General features: G+C 63.0%; 18 protein-coding genes. 6 read left to right on the forward strand and 12 right to left on the reverse strand.

The window, feature by feature from the left end; all coding sequences use genetic code 11:
* Nucleotides 1-31: 31 nt before the first annotated feature.
* Complete coding sequence (locus GGD40_RS14555) at nt 32-1,393, reverse strand: TIGR03862 family flavoprotein (RefSeq protein WP_179744062.1); 1,362 nt, start codon at nt 1,391-1,393, stop codon at nt 32-34.
* A gap of 367 nt (nt 1,394-1,760) precedes the next feature.
* Here GGD40_RS14555 and GGD40_RS14560 point away from each other — a divergent pair, with 367 nt between their 5' ends.
* On the forward strand, nt 1,761-1,970 hold the full coding sequence (locus GGD40_RS14560; protein WP_179708097.1) for a DUF1059 domain-containing protein: 210 nt from the start codon (nt 1,761-1,763) through the stop codon (nt 1,968-1,970).
* Nucleotides 1,971-2,054: 84 nt separating this feature from the next.
* Here the strand turns inward: GGD40_RS14560 and GGD40_RS14565 are convergent, their stop codons facing one another.
* Entirely contained in the window at nt 2,055-2,375 is a 321-nt protein-coding gene (locus GGD40_RS14565) for a DNA-binding protein (RefSeq protein ID WP_111933010.1), read from the reverse strand.
* A gap of 400 nt (nt 2,376-2,775) precedes the next feature.
* Here GGD40_RS14565 and GGD40_RS14570 point away from each other — a divergent pair, with 400 nt between their 5' ends.
* Nucleotides 2,776-3,618 (forward strand): class I SAM-dependent methyltransferase, encoded by an 843-nt coding sequence (locus GGD40_RS14570; RefSeq protein ID WP_179744063.1) that lies wholly within the window; start codon nt 2,776-2,778, stop codon nt 3,616-3,618.
* 35 nt (nt 3,619-3,653) lie between these two features.
* Here GGD40_RS14570 and GGD40_RS14575 read toward each other — a convergent pair whose 3' ends face one another.
* Together GGD40_RS14575 and GGD40_RS14580 are read right to left on the reverse strand one after the other, a co-directional pair.
* On the reverse strand, nt 3,654-4,208 hold the full coding sequence (locus GGD40_RS14575) for a DUF1415 domain-containing protein (protein WP_179744064.1): 555 nt from the start codon (nt 4,206-4,208) through the stop codon (nt 3,654-3,656).
* A 75-nt stretch (nt 4,209-4,283) separates the two neighbouring features.
* Nucleotides 4,284-4,925 carry a TetR/AcrR family transcriptional regulator gene (locus tag GGD40_RS14580; protein WP_179744065.1) on the reverse strand — a complete coding sequence of 214 codons (642 nt, stop codon included), beginning with the start codon at nt 4,923-4,925 and terminating at the stop codon, nt 4,284-4,286.
* A gap of 155 nt (nt 4,926-5,080) precedes the next feature.
* On the opposite strand from GGD40_RS14580, the gene GGD40_RS14585 reads away from it, so the two are divergent.
* Together GGD40_RS14585 and GGD40_RS14590 are read left to right on the forward strand one after the other, a co-directional pair.
* Nucleotides 5,081-6,364 (forward strand): MFS transporter, encoded by a 1,284-nt coding sequence (locus tag GGD40_RS14585; protein WP_179744066.1) that lies wholly within the window; start codon nt 5,081-5,083, stop codon nt 6,362-6,364.
* 210 nt (nt 6,365-6,574) lie between these two features.
* Nucleotides 6,575-7,168, forward strand: a complete 594-nt coding sequence (locus GGD40_RS14590) for a nitroreductase family protein (RefSeq protein WP_179708103.1) — start codon at nt 6,575-6,577, stop codon at nt 7,166-7,168.
* A gap of 79 nt (nt 7,169-7,247) precedes the next feature.
* Here the strand turns inward: GGD40_RS14590 and GGD40_RS14595 are convergent, their stop codons facing one another.
* Nucleotides 7,248-8,741: an MFS transporter gene (locus GGD40_RS14595; protein WP_179744067.1), complete on the reverse strand. Its 1,494-nt coding sequence runs from the start codon at nt 8,739-8,741 to the stop codon at nt 7,248-7,250.
* A gap of 189 nt (nt 8,742-8,930) precedes the next feature.
* On the opposite strand from GGD40_RS14595, the gene GGD40_RS14600 reads away from it, so the two are divergent.
* A complete protein-coding gene (locus GGD40_RS14600) occupies nt 8,931-10,181 on the forward strand; it encodes an Hsp70 family protein (RefSeq protein ID WP_179708106.1) in 1,251 nt (416 codons plus the stop codon).
* 111 nt (nt 10,182-10,292) lie between these two features.
* Here GGD40_RS14600 and GGD40_RS14605 read toward each other — a convergent pair whose 3' ends face one another.
* Nucleotides 10,293-10,496 carry a cold-shock protein gene (locus GGD40_RS14605; protein WP_035554962.1) on the reverse strand — a complete coding sequence of 68 codons (204 nt, stop codon included), beginning with the start codon at nt 10,494-10,496 and terminating at the stop codon, nt 10,293-10,295.
* 481 nt (nt 10,497-10,977) lie between these two features.
* Between GGD40_RS14605 and GGD40_RS14610 the strand changes: the two genes are divergently transcribed.
* A complete protein-coding gene (locus GGD40_RS14610; protein ID WP_179744068.1) occupies nt 10,978-12,573 on the forward strand; it encodes an APC family permease in 1,596 nt (531 codons plus the stop codon).
* Between the two features lie 178 nt (nt 12,574-12,751).
* Here GGD40_RS14610 and GGD40_RS14615 read toward each other — a convergent pair whose 3' ends face one another.
* The 6 genes from GGD40_RS14615 to hemA form a co-directional block, all read right to left on the reverse strand.
* Entirely contained in the window at nt 12,752-13,537 is a 786-nt protein-coding gene (locus tag GGD40_RS14615; RefSeq protein WP_179744069.1) for a DODA-type extradiol aromatic ring-opening family dioxygenase, read from the reverse strand.
* Between the two features lie 132 nt (nt 13,538-13,669).
* A complete protein-coding gene (locus GGD40_RS14620; RefSeq protein WP_134961676.1) occupies nt 13,670-14,269 on the reverse strand; it encodes a UbiX family flavin prenyltransferase in 600 nt (199 codons plus the stop codon).
* Between the two features lie 61 nt (nt 14,270-14,330).
* The gene (gene grxD / locus GGD40_RS14625) at nt 14,331-14,642 is read right to left on the reverse strand and encodes a Grx4 family monothiol glutaredoxin (RefSeq protein WP_035554969.1); all 312 of its coding nucleotides are present in this window, start codon (nt 14,640-14,642) and stop codon (nt 14,331-14,333) included.
* A gap of 138 nt (nt 14,643-14,780) precedes the next feature.
* Nucleotides 14,781-15,629 carry a peptide chain release factor N(5)-glutamine methyltransferase gene (gene prmC / locus GGD40_RS14630; RefSeq protein ID WP_179744070.1) on the reverse strand — a complete coding sequence of 283 codons (849 nt, stop codon included), beginning with the start codon at nt 15,627-15,629 and terminating at the stop codon, nt 14,781-14,783.
* A gap of 10 nt (nt 15,630-15,639) precedes the next feature.
* On the reverse strand, nt 15,640-16,722 hold the full coding sequence (gene prfA, locus GGD40_RS14635) for a peptide chain release factor 1 (protein WP_134961679.1): 1,083 nt from the start codon (nt 16,720-16,722) through the stop codon (nt 15,640-15,642).
* A 122-nt stretch (nt 16,723-16,844) separates the two neighbouring features.
* A complete protein-coding gene (gene hemA, locus GGD40_RS14640; RefSeq protein ID WP_179744071.1) occupies nt 16,845-18,131 on the reverse strand; it encodes a glutamyl-tRNA reductase in 1,287 nt (428 codons plus the stop codon).
* Nucleotides 18,132-18,149 lie beyond the last annotated feature (18 nt).

Raw genomic sequence — 18,149 nt, forward strand, 5'->3', positions numbered from 1 at the left:
TGTGTGATGGGTTGGAGCGCCGCGTGTTGGTTTAGTCTGACGCGCGGCGTTTTCGTTTGAGCGTTACGCAGTTGGCGTTTGCGGTGCGTTCGATGCATCCGTCGCGCGACCCAGCGAGCCCCGCAAGGTAAGCGAGCGCGCCGCGCCCCGCCACCCGTCCGCTGGCAAAGCACGCCGTCAAAAGATAACCACCGGTCGGCGCTTCCCAGTCAAGCATCTCGCCCGCGCAAAACGCGCCGGGCAACTGCTCGACCATCAGATGCGCGTCGAGCGTTTCGAAGGGAATCCCCCCCGCTGTACTGATCGCTTCAGCGATCGGCCGAGCGCGCGTGAGCCGCACGGGCAGCGCCTTGATTGCGTGCGCCAACCGGTTCGAATCCGCGAATGTCTCCTTCGACAGAACTTCGTGCAACAGCGCGAGTTTGACCCCGCTAATCCCGATTCGCCCTTGCAGATGGCTCGACATCGAACGCGAGCCGCGCGGCCGTGTGACTTCGGCGATCACCCGCTCCAAAGTCAAGCCCGGCGCCAGATCCAGCGCGATCGTCACGTCGCCGTCAGCGAGAATTCGCTCGCGAATCGCCGACGACAACGCGTAAATCAGGCTCCCTTCAAGGCCCGTTTCGGTCAGAAGTATTTCACCTTGTCGATAGTGGACAATTTTGTCTACGTCGGTGAGCGAAATGGCGACTGACTTGATCGGTTGTCCCGCGAAACGCTCGCGCAGATAGGGGCTCCAGTCGGCGTCGAAGCCGCAGTTCGCGGCGCGCAGCGGCGCCACCGGCACGTTGCGGGCGCTCATCAGCGGCACCCAGGCGGCGTCGGACCCGAGGCGCGGCCAGCTTGCGCCGCCGAGCGCGAAGACGACCGCATTGCAGGTTACGAGTTGCTCGCCGTTGGGCGTCGTGAACCGTAGCGTGTGTGCGGCGGGGCGGCCGGAAGCGTCATTTAAAGCGCCGTTTTCGGTATCCCAACCCACCCACTTATGGCGCATGTGAAAACGCACCCCCGTCTCTCTCAGCCGATGCAGCCAGGCGCGCAGCATTGGCGCGGCTTTCATGTCGGTGGGAAAAACGCGTCCAGAACTGCCGACAAACGTCTCGACGCCCAGCGCCTTCAGCCAGGCCCGCAGCGCGTCGGGACCGAACGCATCCAGCAGCGGCGCGATCTCCTGACGGCGCGCGCCATAGCGGCCGAGAAACGGCTCGAGCGCCTCGGAATGCGTGATGTTCATGCCGCCTTTGCCCGCCATCAGGAATTTGCGGCCGACTGACGGCATCGCGTCGTAGACGTCGACTTGCACGCCATGGCTGACGAGCGCCTCGGCGGCCATCAAGCCGGCGGGGCCGCCGCCGATCACGGCGACGCGGGCGGAATCAAGGGAAAAGGGCATGCAGTCCTGCGGATGAGCGGAAAGGCGGCGCGTGGCCCGGCAGTGAAAAGCGGGTGGCGCGGAGGGCGCTATTTTCACACCACGGGCAGCGTTGGGCAAACACGCGGGCAAGCGGGCGGGCCGAAAAAGCTGGGTTCAGGCGTGCCCGGATCGGCTCGATTGGTACCCGTCGCTTTGCTATTCGACCGCACGACCTATACTTTTCAAACACCTTCCATTGGGCGCCGTTCGCGCCTTTCCCGCGTCAAACAAGGCCCTTCCCACTTGCCGCCCAACGCCGCGCTTGCCGCCGCGTAGCGGCGAGAGACATGGTTCGCGCGGGCGCCGCGCAGGCGGATAGGTGAACGTCTGGATCAAGGAGACTGCCATGACCCGCAAATACATCGACTGCCGGGAGTTCCCGAGTGAAATGAATTGCACCGTTGCCCTGTCCGCCGACTCCGAGAGCGAATTGCTCGACGCCGCCGTGCAGCACGCGGTCACTGTCCATCAACACACGGATTCGCCGGAGTTGCGTACGCAACTGAAGACGCTGTTTCATGAAGGCACGCCACCGGTCGAAGCGCCGCGCGCTTGAATTGCCGGCGTCCGGACCGACCCGCACGAGCGAGCGGCGCATTCCTGCCCACTCGCTCGCGCGGGTCGCTGCATTTTTATTCTCTTAGCCGGGATACGCCTCGTCCACCTTCAACCCCGCCAGCTTGAAAATGACCCGCAGCGTCTGCGGTTTGATATCGCGGCGCGACGCGAGCGTCGTCATCACGAAGTCGAGCACTTTTGCGTACTTGAGCATGATCAGGCAGGTTTCCATGTCGACGCTGCCGTCGCGCATGACTTCGGCCAGGCGCAGCATTTCCGTGGAGATGTCGCGGGCCATCTCCAGTTCGAGCTGCTGTTTTTCGGACCAGGCCGGGGTGGCGATCAGCTTCGCCAGCATTTCCTGAAACTTCTGTTCGACGTTTCCGTTGGGTACCGTATCCATTGCTGCCTCTTCTATTATCCGAGCGCGCATCCAGTCGAGATCCCGGCGCGCTGCTGGTTACGTAACGTTCGGCCCGTGTTCCGGGACCGTCCTCCCCACATGCATTCGGTTCGCGTGATCGAAGCCACGTCCGGCAGCTTGTTGTTATCGGCGATACGGCCTTGCCTGCTTGGTCGAGACGCCATGACAGCCGGCTTTTGCGTCACGCTGGAAACGTCCTGCGCGGTGTAAATCGAGCAGGAAACGTTCCAGCTTTTTGCCTTTTCTTGCATGATTTGCGCCACCCTTCGGTGAGTAAGCGGCACTTTGGGTAAACTGGCAGCAACTTTTCCCTTTTTCCGTCATCTGTCGCACGTTCGCCGTGCAATCGATGGCGGTTCCCCGTAAGCGGTCCCCCAAGATGTCCAGCAAAACCCACGAAATCCGTCCCAATCAGTCCGTCGAGCTGCTGAAGGAGCTCCACATCCTCACGCGCGACGGCAAGATGAATCAGGACAGCCGCCGCAAGCTCAAGCAGGTCTACCACCTGTTCCAGTTCATCGAGCCGTTGCTCAAGGAACGCAAGGACGATCAGGGGGCGGTGACGCTGGTCGACCACGGCGCCGGCAAGTCATACCTAGGTTTTATTCTGTACGACCTTTTCTTCAAGGAGTTTCAGGATGCCGCGGGTGGGGCTTCGCACATATACGGCATTGAAACGCGCGAGGATCTGGTCACCAAGTCCGAGGAGCTGGCCACCCGGCTGGGCTTCACGGGCATGTCGTTCCTGAACCTGTCGGTGGCGGAGTCGATCACGTCCGATCGCTTGCCTGAGCGGATCGACATCGTGACGGCGCTGCACGCCTGCAACACCGCCACCGACGACGCGATCCGCTTCGCGCTGCAGAAACAGGCGAAGAACATCGTGGTGGTGCCGTGCTGTCAGGCCGAAGTGGCCGGGGTGTTGAAGCAGAACAAGGGTAAGTCGCTGGGGAACGCGCTGACGGAAATCTGGCGGCATCCGCTGCATACGCGAGAGTTCGGCAGTCAGATCACGAATGTGCTGCGCTGTTTGCAGCTCGAAGCGCACGGGTATCAGGTCAGCGTGACCGAACTGGTCGGCTGGGAGCATTCGATGAAAAACGAACTCATCGTCGCCCAATACAAGGATCTGCCGAGACGGCGTCCGGCCGAGCGGCTCAACGAGGTGATGGAAACGCTGGGGATCGAGGAACTGAAAGAGCGGTTTTTTGTTTCCGGCTGATTTCGCAGCGGTTTGCGAGTGAACCGCTGCATCGATTAACGCTTCAGAAGGGCGTTCCAGCCGGCCAGGCCGATTCGCCGGAGCGTTTCCTGATTGCGTTCGTAGATGGCTTCCGCGTCGGGAAAAGCCTGAACCGCCCGCTCGATGCTGTCTTCACGTAGCAGGTGAAAGATCGGATACGGCGCCCGGTTCGTATAGTTCTCGATCTCGTCCGGCTCGCTGCCTTCGAACTGATAAAACGGATGGAAGCTGGCGATCTGAATCACGCCTTCCAGACGAAGCTGCTTGATCATCCGTTCGGCGAAGAACAGGCAGTCGTTGTAGTCGAGAAAATCGCCGAGCGCGTTGGGAACGATCAGCAGCGTGGTATCCACGGCGTTCGGATCGGCGGCGATCAGGGTTTGAAGCTCGGTTTCCAGATCGGCCAAAACCGCTTCCATGTCCGTAGCGTCGCTAACGGCGTAGCGAATCTGGCCTTTCACATGCACCGCCTTCGCAAACGGACAGAGATTCAGTCCGATCACCGCCTCGGTCAACCAATGGCGAGTAGCGGCGATGATGGCGTCGTGGGATTCGGCGGGCAACGGCATGGCAAATAAGAGCGGGAGAGCGTGAGAAGAAAGCGCCATTCTAACGGCACCGATCGGCACGGATGCCGATCCACCTCAACCCGCGGACGCCGCGCCGCAAGCCGCCGCAATCAACTGCGCCGCCGCCTTCGGGGCGGCCAGAATCGGCCCGCACCCCGGCCCATAAGTCTGGCTGGCTGCGTACACGCCTTCGATCATCAACCCGAGCGCGTTGGCCAGCGCCACCGGATCATCGGCGCCGGCGTCGGTCGCGAGGCCGGTGAGCCGCGCCATCAGCCGGGCCTTGTTGTCATACACGAACTGCCGCGCCGGATGCGCGACGTCCGGAAACTCCACCGACACGTTGACGAACGGACAGCCGCGATAGTCGTCGACTGATGCACGCACCGCGAGGTCGTCGAAATACTGCTGCAATTGTCTGGCCGGCTCGCCGGGATGTTTGGCGAAACTCTTCTCCACATAGCCGAAGAACTGCTCGTCCTTGCGCTCCAGATAAGCCATCACCAGATCGTCCTTCGACGAAAACTGGCGATATAAGCTCATCTTGTTGACGCCCGCCCGCTCGACCACCGCGTCCACGCCGACCGTGCGCACGCCTTCGCGATAGAACAGTTCGTCCGCGGCGCGCAGCAGATGCTGCTGCGCTTGCGGTCCGGCCGTCTGCGCACTGCGCGCGCGTCGTGTGCCGGCCGCTTTGGGCGTTTCGCTATCGGACATGAATGATCACCTCGATGTATTTGACGCCTTGACATGTTACCGGTCAGTAACTAATATCGCAACACTCATTGTGACAGATCTGTCACAAGTCCTTTACCGAAGTCGTAACAATGCGAGCGGTGCGGCCTGCGGTGCCGGCATCGACTGGAGAACCGATGAACTGGGCAGCGAGACTGATTGGCGGGCGTTTCCACTACGGCTGGTTGACGGTCGCAGTGGTGTTTCTGGTACTGCTGGCGGCGGCCGGCACGCGCGCCACGCCGAGCGTGATGATGTTGCCGCTCGAGCATCAGTTCGGCTGGAGCCGCGCGACGATCTCGCTCGCGATCTCGGTGAATATCGCGCTGTACGGGCTGATGGGCCCGTTCGCGGCGGCCGCGATGCAGCGTTTCGGCGTGCGTCCCACGCTGCTGGCCGCGCTCGGCACGATGGCGGCGGGCGTGGCGCTGTCGTCGCTGATGACGCATCCGTGGCAGATGGTGCTGATCTGGGGCGTGATGGTCGGCGGCTCGACGGGCGTCGCGGCGTTGTCGCTGTCGGCGACGGTGGTGACGCGCTGGTTCACCACGCGCCGCGGCCTGGTGATGGGCATTCTCACGGCCAGTTCGGCGACCGGCCAACTGGTGTTTCTGCCGATGCTCGCGGCCATTGCCGAGCATCACGGCTGGCGTAACGTCGTGTGGGTCGTGGCGATCGCGGCGGCGATCGTGATTCCGCTGGTCGCGTTTCTGCTGCCGGAACGTCCGGCCGACATGAAGCTGCGCCCGTACGGCGAAGCGCACGACGCGCCGATCGCCGCCGTCGGCAGCAAACAGAATCCGCTCGCCATCGCGTTCGGCACGCTCGCCATGGCGAGCAAGCGGCGCGACTTCTGGCTGCTGTTCTTCAGTTTTTTCATCTGCGGCGCGAGCACCAACGGCTATGTCGGCACACACCTGATCGCCATGTGCGGCGACTACGGCATGACGGAAGTGCAGGGCGCGTCGCTGCTCGCCGCGATGGGCATCTTCGATCTGTTCGGCACGACGTTGTCGGGCTGGCTGTCGGACCGCTTCAATAGCCGGGTGCTGCTGTTCTGGTATTACGGTCTACGCGGTTTGTCGCTGATCTATCTGCCGCACGCGTTTGGTATCGACTTCTTCGGCCTGCCGCTGTTCGCCGTGTTCTACGGGCTCGACTGGATCGCGACCGTGCCGCCGACCGTGCGTCTCGCCACGGACATTTTCGGCAAGGAGTCGGCGCCGGTGGTGTTCGGCTGGGTCGTGGCCGGCCATCAGCTCGGCGCGGCCTTCGCGGCGCTCGGCGCGGGCATGCTGCGCGCGAGCCTCGGGACTTACACGGTGGCGTCGATGATTTCGGGCGGGCTGTGTCTCGTGGCCGCGCTGATCGTGCTGCGTATCAACCGGCCGGCCAAGGTGCCGGAACCGCAGGTGGCGTGAGGCTGGGCAGTGCGGCAAGCCGGCAGCGAACCGCGCTTGGCAATGCTTGTCGGCACAGCTCACCGCAACGGCCCCACGGGGCCGTTTTTGCATTGCAGCCAGCGTGAAAACTAACTGCGTACAGGTTGGAGCACGCGCGTCGAAGCCCGGTTATGCTATGTGGCCCCGGGCAGTTGCCCGTCGATCATGAATTTCGACCGAGAGAAGCGCATGGCCAACAAACCCGCCCCTACCGAAGTTGCCATCCACGAGCTGATTGCAGGCCGCTGGAGCCCGCGCGCGTATTCGAGCGAGCCGGTGAGCCGCGAGCATCTGCACGCCGTGCTGGAGGCGGCTCGCTGGGCCCCTTCGTCGTATAACGCACAACCGTGGCGTTTTCTCGTCTTCGATCGCAGCGTCGACGAAGTCTCGTTCAAGAAGGCTTTCGCCACGCTGGTGCCGTTCAACCAGGGCTGGAATGCGCCGGCGCCGGTGCTGATCGCGGTGACCACGCACACGCTGACCAACAAGGGCGAAGTGAATCGCTGCGCGCCGTACGACGCGGGCGCGGCCGCCATGGCGCTGGTGTTGCAGGCGCATGCGCTCGGCCTCGCCGCGCATCAGATGAGCGGTTTCGATCCGAGCGCGTTCCGTACGGCATTCGAATTGCCGAACGACGTCGACGTGATCGCGATCATTTCGCTCGGCCATTACGGTGAAGTCGACAAGCTCGACCCGGTGCTGCGCGAACGCGAAAAGTCGGTGCGTCAGCGCTTGCCGTTGGCGGATATCGCCTATGGCGGCGCGTGGAAGAAGGCGTTCTGAGCGGCGGCACGATTTGGGATCACGTCTTTCGTAGAAGATAGAAGGCAGTTAGGAACGCGCGGCGCTGACCGCGCGTTTTTCATTCCGCGTTGTTCCAATCGTCCTGCTCGTCAACCACGCTCGATAGCGGCGCGGCAATGCTCTCGAGCGACTTGCGCTCGGCGTCCACGCCCCAGATCGCAGCAATCACCGCGGCCGCAAGCATCAGCGCCGAGCCCACCAGATAGCCCGAGAACACTTCGCTACGCTGATGCGTATCGATCAGGCGGCCGAAGAACGCCGGCCCCGCGATACCGCCCAGCGCCGTGCCGCAGGCGTAAAACACGGCGATGGCCAGCGCCCGGATTTCAAGCGGAAACGATTCGCTGACCGTTAGATAAGCCGAACTCGCCGCCGCCGACGCGAAGAAGAAAATCACCATCCACGCGATCGTCTGCGTGACGACGGTTAGCAGATGCTGCTCGAACAGATAGCCGCTGATCGTCAGCAGGATCGCGGACAGGCCGTAAGTCGCGGCGATCATCTTGCGTCGTCCGATCACGTCGAACAGGCGGCCGAGGAGCAGCGGCCCGAGGAAGTTGCCGAGTGCGAAGGGCAGCAGATACCAGCCGATGTGGTCGCCCGGCACCTGATAGAAATCGGTGAGCACCAGCGCGTAGGTGAAGAAGATCGCGTTGTAGAAGAACGCCTGCGCGGTCATCAAGGAGAGGCCGACCAGCGCCCGCCGTCGGTGGACGTTGAAGAGGGTATGGAATACCTCGCGCAGTGGCGTGTGGTCCCGCGCTCGCAGCTTCAGGCGCGTCAGATCGTGGTCGGCGAGCTCATGCCCCTCGTGGCGAAAGCGCGCTTCGATGCCTTCGACGATCGAGCGTGCGTCGGGCTCGTCGCCGTGCGTCAGCAGCCAGCGCGGACTTTCGGGCACCCAGATGCGCATCGGCAAAATGGCCAGCGCCAACACCGCGCCGATAAAGAAGCACGCGCGCCAACCCCAGTCCGCCGGCAGCAGATGCGGATCGAGCAGCACCAGCGAGCCGGCCGCGCCGAGCCCCGCGCCCACCCAGAACGTGCCGTTGATGCCGAGATCGGTCCAGCCGCGCACGCGGGCCGGCGTGAATTCCTGGATCGTCGAATTGATCGCCGTATATTCGCCGCCAATCCCGGCGCCGGTGAGAAAACGAAACAGCAGAAAACTGGCCAGATTCCACGACAGCGCGGTCGCGGCCGTGGCCGCCAGATACAGCGCCAACGTGATGAAAAACAACTTGCGACGGCCGAGCCGGTCGGTCAGCCAGCCGAAGCCAAGCGCGCCGAGCACCGCGCCGGCGATATAGGCGCTGCCGGCCAGCCCCACGTCAGCGTTGGAAAAGTGCAACGACGGACTCGACTTCAACGCACTCGCCACCGCGCCTGCCAGCGTTACCTCCAATCCGTCGAGCAGCCACGTCACGCCTAGCGCGACGACGATCAGCGAATGAAAACGTCCCCACGGCAAGCGGTCGAGCCGCGACGGCAAATCCGTCTCGACGACGGCGGCGGGTTTTTCGTGGACAGCAGCGGTAGGCGGCGCGCTCATTGCTCGAAGTCTCCTCAAGTCCGAAAATTGGCGGCGTATCCTGTCGAATTCAGCAATATTCGTTCCGTCGGGCGGCCCTTACGCGTGAATGCGAGCGGTCCTCAAGCGTCAGTTGATGCTGGTTGGGCTTTCGTGTTACAAAGCCGCTCCCCTTTCTGTCCGCGCCAGCCGTGAGCGGCGATTCCTGCCATGAACTATTGCGCGATTGACTTCGGTACTTCCAACTCGGCCGTTGCCGTTCCTGACGGCGGCGCGCTCAGGCTTGCGCCGGTCGAGGGCGCCTATACGACGCTGCCCACTTCGGTGTTTTTCAACACCGATGAAAACACCCGCGAGTTCGGGCGGGCGGCGCTGGCCGCCTACATCGACGGTTTCGACGGCCGGTTGATGCGTTCCATGAAAAGCATTCTCGGCTCGCCGCTCGCCGAGAATTCGACCGATCTCGGCGATGGCTCCGCGATCAAGTACACGGATGTGATCGCGATTTTCGTCGACCATCTGAAGCGCTCGGCCGAAAAGACCACCGGCGCTCCGATCAGCCGCGCCGTGCTGGGCCGCCCGGTATTTTTCGTCGACGACGATCCGCGCGCCGACCAGATGGCGCAGCAGCAGCTCGAAGCGGCCGCGCGTTCGGTCGGTTTGCGCGAGATCCACTTCCAGTATGAGCCGATCGCGGCCGCGTTCGACTACGAGTCGCATCTGACGGAAGAGGGGCTCGTGCTGGTGGCCGACATTGGCGGCGGTACGTCGGACTTCTCGCTGGTACGCGTCGGTCCGCAGCGCATGACCCGCGTGGAGCGCAAAGACGACGTGCTCGCGCACCACGGCGTGCACGTCGCGGGGACGGACTTCGACCGCCGCGTCGAACTGGTGACGATTCTGCGCGAGCTCGGTTATCAGGCGCTCGATCCGGAAGGCCGCGAGATCCCGAACCGGGTCTATTTCGACCTGGCGACCTGGCACCTGATCAACACCGTCTACGCACCGAAGCGCGTCAGCGAACTCTCGCTGATGCGGCACCTTTTCACCGAGGTCAAGCATCACGACCGTTTGATGCGCGTGGTGGAACAACGCTTCGGCCACGCGCTGGCGGCGCACGCGGAAGAAGCCAAGATCGGCGTGGCGGCGGGCGGCGAGACCGTAATCGATCTGGACGAAGTGGAAGACGATCTGCGCCTCGCGTTCGACGAAGCACAACTGATCAAAGCCGGCCAGGACGAAACGCAGCGCATCGTGCAGGCGGCGCGCGACACGGTGCAGGCCGCCGGCATTGCGACGCGCGACGTCGACGCGATTTACTTCACCGGCGGTTCGACGGGCTTGGCGTTTCTATCGGGCGCATTGGCGGCGGCATTTCCCGACGCTAAGCCGGTATTCGGCGATCGTCTCGCCAGTGTCGCGACAGGTCTCGGTATTCACGCGCGACGTCTCTTCGGATAAACCGACTAATCAATCGCATACCGCGAAGATAATCACCGCGAGTAGTTGGGATAGATATAAAAAAACCCCGCCGAGGCGGGGTTTTTTTGCGTCCAGAAGGAAGCGTGAAGCTTACGCCGGCTTGATGTCGGCAGCTTGCTTGCCCTTCGGGCCCGTCTTCACTTCAAACGTAACCTTTTGGTTTTCTTGCAGCGTCTTGAAGCCTTCCGTGCGGATTTCCGAGAAATGCGCGAACAGATCTTCGCCACCGCCGTCCGGCGTGATGAAGCCAAAGCCCTTTGCGTCATTGAACCACTTGACGGTACCGGTTTCCATATTACTTGTTCCTAAAGATGGTAAATAAGGCCGAAGCCCAGAAAGTGCATGAAAATCAAGGAAGGGGTAATAGGACCAACCGGAGTACCGTTGATGGGCGAACTACGAAAGACCAATTCACTCGCCGCTTGAATTCCTGCCCCGACTTTATACGGCCATTTTGAGAGAAGGTCAACACTCTCCTGGCAACTTTCCACACATTCGGGCAACGGGCGTAAAAGTTGCTTACAAAGCTTGCTGTACGTCTGATTTTTTTGCCAGGGAGAACCCTTAGTTGGGCTGCAGCGCGAGGGTGCAACCGTTAAACTACGCGCCGCGCGTCGGTTGCACCTGACTAGAATGGACCGTCGCCGCATCGACATGCGTATCACCCCGTCCCGCTGCAAGCGACGTCACGTGGTGCCGGTATGGTTCGGATGCAAATTTGCATAGGTCCGAAGTCAGTGCTCAAGCACTCACTCCGGCCGACACAGGAGAAGACGTGAAAAGTTCTATACAACGGAACATCGGCCCTGTCGCGCTGCTGCTGACCGGCTTGGGTTCGATCATCGGATCGGGCTGGCTGTTCGGCGCGTGGAAGGCTGCAAAAATTGCCGGCCCGGCTGCCATTTGTGCATGGGTGATCGGTGCGGTCGTGATTCTCGCGATTGCGTTGACTTACGCCGAACTCGGCGCAATGTTCCCGGAGTCCGGCGGCATGGTGCGTTACGCGCGCTACTCGCATGGCGCGCTGGTCGGTTTCATCAGCGCGTGGGCCAACTGGATCGCCATTGTCTCGGTGATTCCAATCGAGGCGGAAGCCTCCATTCAATATATGAGTACCTGGCCGTATCCATGGGCGCATGCGCTATTCGTGGACGGGTCATTAACTCACAACGGGTTATTCCTGTCCGCGGCGCTCGTGATCATTTACTTCATGCTGAACTACTGGGGCGTGAAACTCTTCGCGCGCGCCAATTCGGCGATCACGGTCTTCAAGTTCCTGATTCCCGGTGCGACGATTCTCGGTTTGATGTTCACGGGCTTCCATCGTGAAAACTTCGGTGAAGCGAGCAGCTTTGCGCCGTACGGCTGGTCGGCGGTGCTGACCGCGGTGTCGACGAGCGGTATCGTGTTTGCGTTCAACGGTTTCCAGAGCCCGATCAACCTCGCGGGTGAAGCGCGCAATCCTGCCAAGAGCGTGCCGTTCGCGGTGATCGGTTCGATCCTGCTGGCGCTGGTGATCTACGTGCTGCTGCAGATCGCTTACATCGGCGCGGTGAACCCGGCCGACGTGATGAAGGGCTGGAGCCACTTCAACTTCGCTTCGCCGTTCGCGGAACTGGCGATCGCGCTGAACCTGAACTGGCTGGCAATCCTGCTGTACGTCGACGCGTTCGTCAGCCCGAGCGGCACCGGCACGACCTACATGGCGACCACCAGCCGCATGATCTACGCAATGGAACGCAATAACACGATGCCGAAGATGTTCGGCAACGTGCATCCGTTCTACGGCGTGCCGCGTCAGGCAATGTGGTTCAACCTGCTGGTCTCGTTCATCTTCATGTTCTTCTTCCGCGGCTGGAGCTCGCTCGCGGCGGTGATTTCGGTCGCGACCGTGATCTCGTACCTGACCGGCCCGATCAGCCTGATGGCGCTGCGCCGGGCGGCGACGGATCTGGAGCGTCCGCTGCATATCCCGGGCATGAAGGTGATCGCGCCGTTCGCGTTCGTTTGCGCGTCGCTGATCCTCTACTGGGCCAAGTGGCCGCTGACCGGCGAAATCATTCTGCTGATGGTCGTGGCGCTGCCGGTGTACTTCTACTTCCAGGCGAAGTCGGGCTTCGGCGGCTGGGGCCGTGACCTGAAGGCGGCCTGGTGGCTGGTGGCCTACCTGCCGGTGATGGCGATCCTGTCGCTGATCGGCAGCAAGGAGTTCGGCGGTCGCGGCGTCTTGCCGTACGGCTGGGACATGCTGGTCGTCATCGCGTTCTCGCTGGTGTTCTACTACTGGGGCGTGAACAGCGGCTACCGTTCGGAATATCTGGACGAGCGCGACGAGCATGACGAAGTGCTCGAAGGCATGGGCGCGCATTAAGTTGCGGCGGCTGGCCTGAAGGATGTTTGCCGGACGGTGGTTGGTTAGGTTTGGTTAGGTCCGGTACGAAACAAAGCCCGCCTGAGGTGACTCAGGCGGGCTTTTCATTTGGCGTAATGATTTGGCGCGACGGTTGGGCGTTTGGCTACGTTGCGCCGCTGTCGCGCCCGTTGCCCGATCAGGCGTTGCCGAACACGTAATTCGTCATTGCAAGCGAACGCTGGTAGGTCCCGAGCGATTGAATCGCCAGCGAATAGTCGTCGTCGGCCGCGCCCAGCGCCGCGAACACGGGCAGCAGATGCTCGTCGGTCGGATGCATCAGCACCGCGTGCGGCGCCTGGCGGCGATAGTCGAGCAGCGCGTCGATGTCGTGCGCGGCCAGTCTGTCTTCGAACCAGTCGGTGAATTCGGCGACGCGCGGATCGGCATCTTCCGGACGCGCGGAGAAATCCGCCGCACGCAGGTTGTGCGTGATCTGGCCGGAGCCGATCACCATCACGCCATCGTCCTTCAGCGAGCGCAGCGCGCGGCCGACGCGGAAATGGTGCGCAGCGTCCTGATGCGGCTGGATCGACAACTGTGCGACGGGCACGTCGGCGTCGGGGAACATCAGCAGCATCGGCACCCAGGCGCCGTGATCGAGCCCGTGCGGCTGGGTGTCGGCAAGCACGCCATGTTCGCCGAGCAGCACAGCCGCGCGCCGCGCCACCTCGGGCGCGCCCGGCGCCGGGTACTGGATTTCGTACAACTGACGCGGAAAGCCGTAGAAATCGTGGATGGTTTCCGGCGCGGCAGACGTGCTCGCCACCGGCTGTGCCGTGCCCCAGTGAGCCGACAGCATCAGCACGGCTTGCGGACGCGGCAACTGCGCGCTCAGCACACCGAATTCGGCGGACGGTAGGGAAGGGTCGATCGGAAGCGTAGGCGCGCCGTGGGAAAGGAAAAGCGAAGGCAAGCGGTTCATGTCAGCAACGCAGCCGGGAGGGCGGGCGAAAAGGTTGGGTTGCTATCAATATAGGTCCGCACCGCGGTTTGATAAACGGGTGAAAACGGAATTGATTGTGTCGCTGGTGTTGTTAATGAGGGGCGCTTGACGTCAGTCCTGCGCGTCCCGCAAACCCTGCCACACGGGCGACATAGCCGGCCCCAGCGCGAACAGATCCAGCACGCGCGCTACCGTGTGATCGACCATTTCGTCGATCGACGCAGGCTGGTTGTAGAACGCCGGCAGCGGCGGGAAGATCACCCCGCCCATCTCCGTGACCGCGGTCATGTTGCGCAGGTGCGCGAGATTGAACGGCGTTTCGCGCACCAGCAGCACGAGCCGGCGGCGTTCCTTCAGGGTGACGTCGGCGGCGCGGGTGATCAGGTTGTCGGAGAAACCGTGCGCGACGCTCGCGAGCGTCTTCATCGAACAAGGCGCGACGACCATGCCGTCGGTCGCGAACGAGCCGGACGCGATACTTGCGCCGACGTCGCGCACCGAATGGACGACATCCGCGAGCGGATGCACGTCTTCTTTGCTCAACTGGAGTTCGTGCTGGATGTTGAGCCAGCCCGCGCTCGAAATCAGCAGATGGCTCTCGACGCCGCCCAGCCGGCGCAACGTCTCGAGCAACCGGATACCGTAGATGGCGCCGGTTGCGCCGGTGATCGCAACGATCAGCCGGCGGGGCGCCGCAGCGCGTGTTTCCATGGCTCGCGGCGCCTTAGATGAACTCGTGAAGTTCGTGAACGAACAGTCGAACCGGGGCCGTTCAGGCCGCGGCGAACAGTTGCTGCAGTTCGCCCGATTCGTACATTTCCATCATGATGTCCGAGCCGCCGACGAATTCGCCCTTCACGTAGAGCTGCGGAATGGTCGGCCAGTTCGAGAACTGCTTGATGCCCTGGCGGACTTCGTCGTCTTCGAGCACGTTGACGGTTTTGATTTCCGCGACGCCGCACGCCTTCAGAATCTGGATGGCGCGGCCGGAAAAACCGCACATCGGGAACTGGGCGGTGCCCTTCATGAAGAGGACGACGCCGTTTTCGTCGACGATTTGCTTGATGCGTTGTTGCGTATCCATGACTGACCTTGCGGTTCCGTGATGTGTAGGGAATAGGCTGAAATGATAGCGGATTTCGGTATAGCCGGCCGAGCACCGCTTCGACCTTGGGATGACTTCTGTGTGAATCGTGGTCCGAGGGCGGGTTTGACGTCTGATTCAGCCGGGCAACCGCCCGCCGCTGATTCGTTCGATGCCCGCCAGATCGCGCTCCGAGCGCACTTGTGCGAACCCTTGCGCCGTCAGCAGCGCGCGGACGGCGTCGGCCTGATCGTAGCCGTGTTCGATCCACAAGACGCCGTGGGCGGCGAGGCGCGCGGGCGCGCCGGCGACGATCGCGCGGATCGCGCTGAGGCCGTCGGCTTCGTCGGTGAGTGCGCCGCGCGGTTCGAAGCGCAGATCGCCTTCCGCCAGATGCGGATCGCCGCTCGCGATATACGGCGGGTTGCTGACGATCACGTCAAAACGCAGCGCGGCGTCGAGCGCCGCGTACCAGTCGCTTTGGCTTAAAACCGTGGCGCCGCCGGGGCGTTTTGCGTCCAGGAGACGCGCGGCGTTGCGCGTTGCCACCGCCAGCGCTTCGGCGGAGCGATCCAGCGCGTGGACTTGCGCGTCCGGCCGCGTCGACGCGATCGCGACCGCAATTGCGCCGGTGCCGGTGCCGAGATCGAGCACGCGCGGCCGCGACAGGCCTTCCATTGCCGCCAGGGCGGTTTCGACCAGCAATTCGGTTTCAGGCCGCGGAATCAGCACGTCCGGCGTGACTTCGAAATCGAGGCCGAAAAATTCCCGCGCGCCGACCAGTTGCGCGATCGGCTCACCGGCCACCCGCCGCGCTTCCAATGCGCGATAACGCTCGACTGCAGCGCTCTCGAGCGTTTCATCGCTCCGCGTGATCAACTGCGTATGACGCCAGCCGAGCACGTGCGTGAGCAGAATCCGCGCTTCGAGCGGCGGCAGCGGCGACGCGCGCAACAACGCGGTGGGCGTGACGGGCGTGGCATTCATCGTCGGCGCTTTAGTCCGAATCGCCTAGCGACGCCAGCAACTCGGCCTGATGTTCGCTGACGAGCGCTGCGATCAACTCGTCGAGATCGCCGTCCATCAGCGCGTCAAGGCGATACAGCGTCAGGTTGATCCGGTGATCGGTCATGCGCCCTTGCGGGAAGTTATACGTGCGAATCCGCTCCGAGCGGTCGCCCGAGCCGATCAGGCTCTTGCGCGTGGCGGCTTCCTTCGCGTGCTGTTCTTGCGACTGCTTGTCCTTGATGCGCGCGGCCAGCACCTTCAGCGCGCGATCCTTGTTCTTGTGCTGCGAACGGTCGTCCTGACATTCGACGACGATGCCGGTCGGCAAGTGCGTGACACGCACGGCCGAATCGGTCTTGTTGATGTGCTGCCCGCCCGCGCCCGACGCCCGGAACGTGTCGATCCGCAGATCGGCCGGGTTGATTTCGACTTCGCCGATTTCATCCGCTTCCGGCATGACCGCGACCGTGCACGCCGACGTGTGGATGCGCCCTTGCGTTTCGGTGGCCGGCACGCGCTGCACGCGGTGACCGCCCGACTCGAACTTGAGCTTTGAATACGCGGCTTCGCCGGCGATCCGCACGATCACTTCCTTATAGCCGCCCAGATCCGATTCGCTGGCCGACATCATCTCGACCTGCCAGCGGTTGCGCTCGGCATAGCGCAGGTACATACGCAGCAGATCGCCCGCGAACAACGCGGATTCGTCGCCGCCGGTGCCCGCACGGATTTCGACGTAGATATTGCGGTCGTCGTTCGGATCCTTCGGCAGCAGCATTTTTTGCAGCTCCGCGCCGAGCTTCTCCATCCGCTCGCGCGCCGCGCGGATTTCTTCTTCGGCGAAGTCGCGCATCGACGCGTCCGTCAGCAGTTCCTGCGCGGTCTCCGCGTCGTTCATGGCCTGCCGCCACAGCGCGTAATGCTCGACCAAGGGGCCCAGCTCCGCGTGCTCGCGTGTGAGCTTGCGGTATTGATCGAGATTCGAGGTGATGTCCTCGCGGCTCAACAGGTCGTTCAGTTCGGCCAGTCGGGTAGTGAGCTGGTCGAGCTTGCGTTGCATGCTCGTTTTCATCGGACGGGGTTCGGAGCGGGCTCCGGAAAAGACGGCGACTAGGGAAATGGGCTGATGCCCTGGTCAGAAGCACGTCGCGGGCCACCGTGGGTGGCGCGGACCGCGCGGCGGAGGCTGCGCCGCTAACGCTCCGTGGAACCGGAGTGTTTGTAGAAACCGCTCATCAATTCGATGAGCGTGTCACGGTTTTCGCTGCTCGCGCGATTGAGCGCGTGCGTGGGCCCGTGGATCAGCTTGTTGGTGAGCGCCTGCGACAGCGCTTCGAGCACCGCAGCCGGATCGTCGCCGCGCGCGAGCATTTTCTGCGCACGTTCGACTTCGGCACGGCGCAGCACGTCGGCCTGCGTGTGCATATGGCGGATCACCGGCACGATGCTGCGCGCGTCGAGCCACTGCATGAAGTTCTGCACGCGCGTTTCGATGATGGCTTCGGCTTGCGCGACCGCGGCCTGACGCGAGGCATTGCCTTCGCGGACGATCGCGCCGAGGTCGTCGACGGTGTACAGAAACACGTCTTCGAGCTTGCCGACTTCGGGTTCGATGTCGCGCGGAACCGCCAGATCGACCATGAAAATCGGCCGGTGACGACGCGCTTTCACCGCCCGCTCAACCGCGCCCAGACCGATGATCGGCAAGGTGGACGCCGTGCACGACACGATGATGTCGAATTCGTGCATGCGAGTGGGCAGTTCCGACAGCGGAATAGCGCGGCCGTTAAAGCGCTCGGCGAGCCGCGTACCGCGTTCGGCCGTACGGTTCGCGACCACCAGTTCACGCGGCTGCTGCGCGGCGAAGTGCGTGGCGCACAGCTCGATCATTTCGCCCGCGCCGATGAACAGCACGCGCTGGTTCGAAACCTTGTCGAAAATGCGTTGCGCGAGCCGCACGGCGGCCGCGGCCATCGAAACCGACTGCGCGCCGATTTCGGTGGTGCTGCGCACTTCTTTCGCGACGGCGAAGGTGCGCTGGAACAACTGGTTCAGATACGTGCCGAGTGCGCCGGCTTCGGAGGCGGTGCGCACCGCGTCCTTCATTTGTCCGACGATTTGCGTTTCGCCCAACACCATCGAATCGAGACCCGACGCGACGCGGAACGCGTGGCGCACGGCCTCCGACTGCGGCAACGCGTAGACGTGCGGCGCGAGTTCGTCGATGGGCAGGTTATGGTATTTCGACAGCCATTGGATCGCGGCTTCGCGCGCGGCCTGGTCGTCGGTGACGCAATAAAGCTCGGTGCGATTACAGGTGGACAGAATCGCCGCTTCCGGCGCTGTACGGGCCGTACGGCCGAGCCAGGCGCTCTTGAAGGTGTCCAGTGCGGGCTTGATCTGTTCGAGCGGAAACGCCACGCGTTCGCGCAAGGCGACAGGCGCAGTGTGGTGATTGATTCCGATCGCTAGAAGCTGCATTTGGGGGAGCTAAGGTTT

This window comes from Paraburkholderia bryophila (assembly GCF_013409255.1).
In the GTDB taxonomy this organism is placed as follows: Bacteria; Pseudomonadota; Gammaproteobacteria; order Burkholderiales; family Burkholderiaceae; genus Paraburkholderia.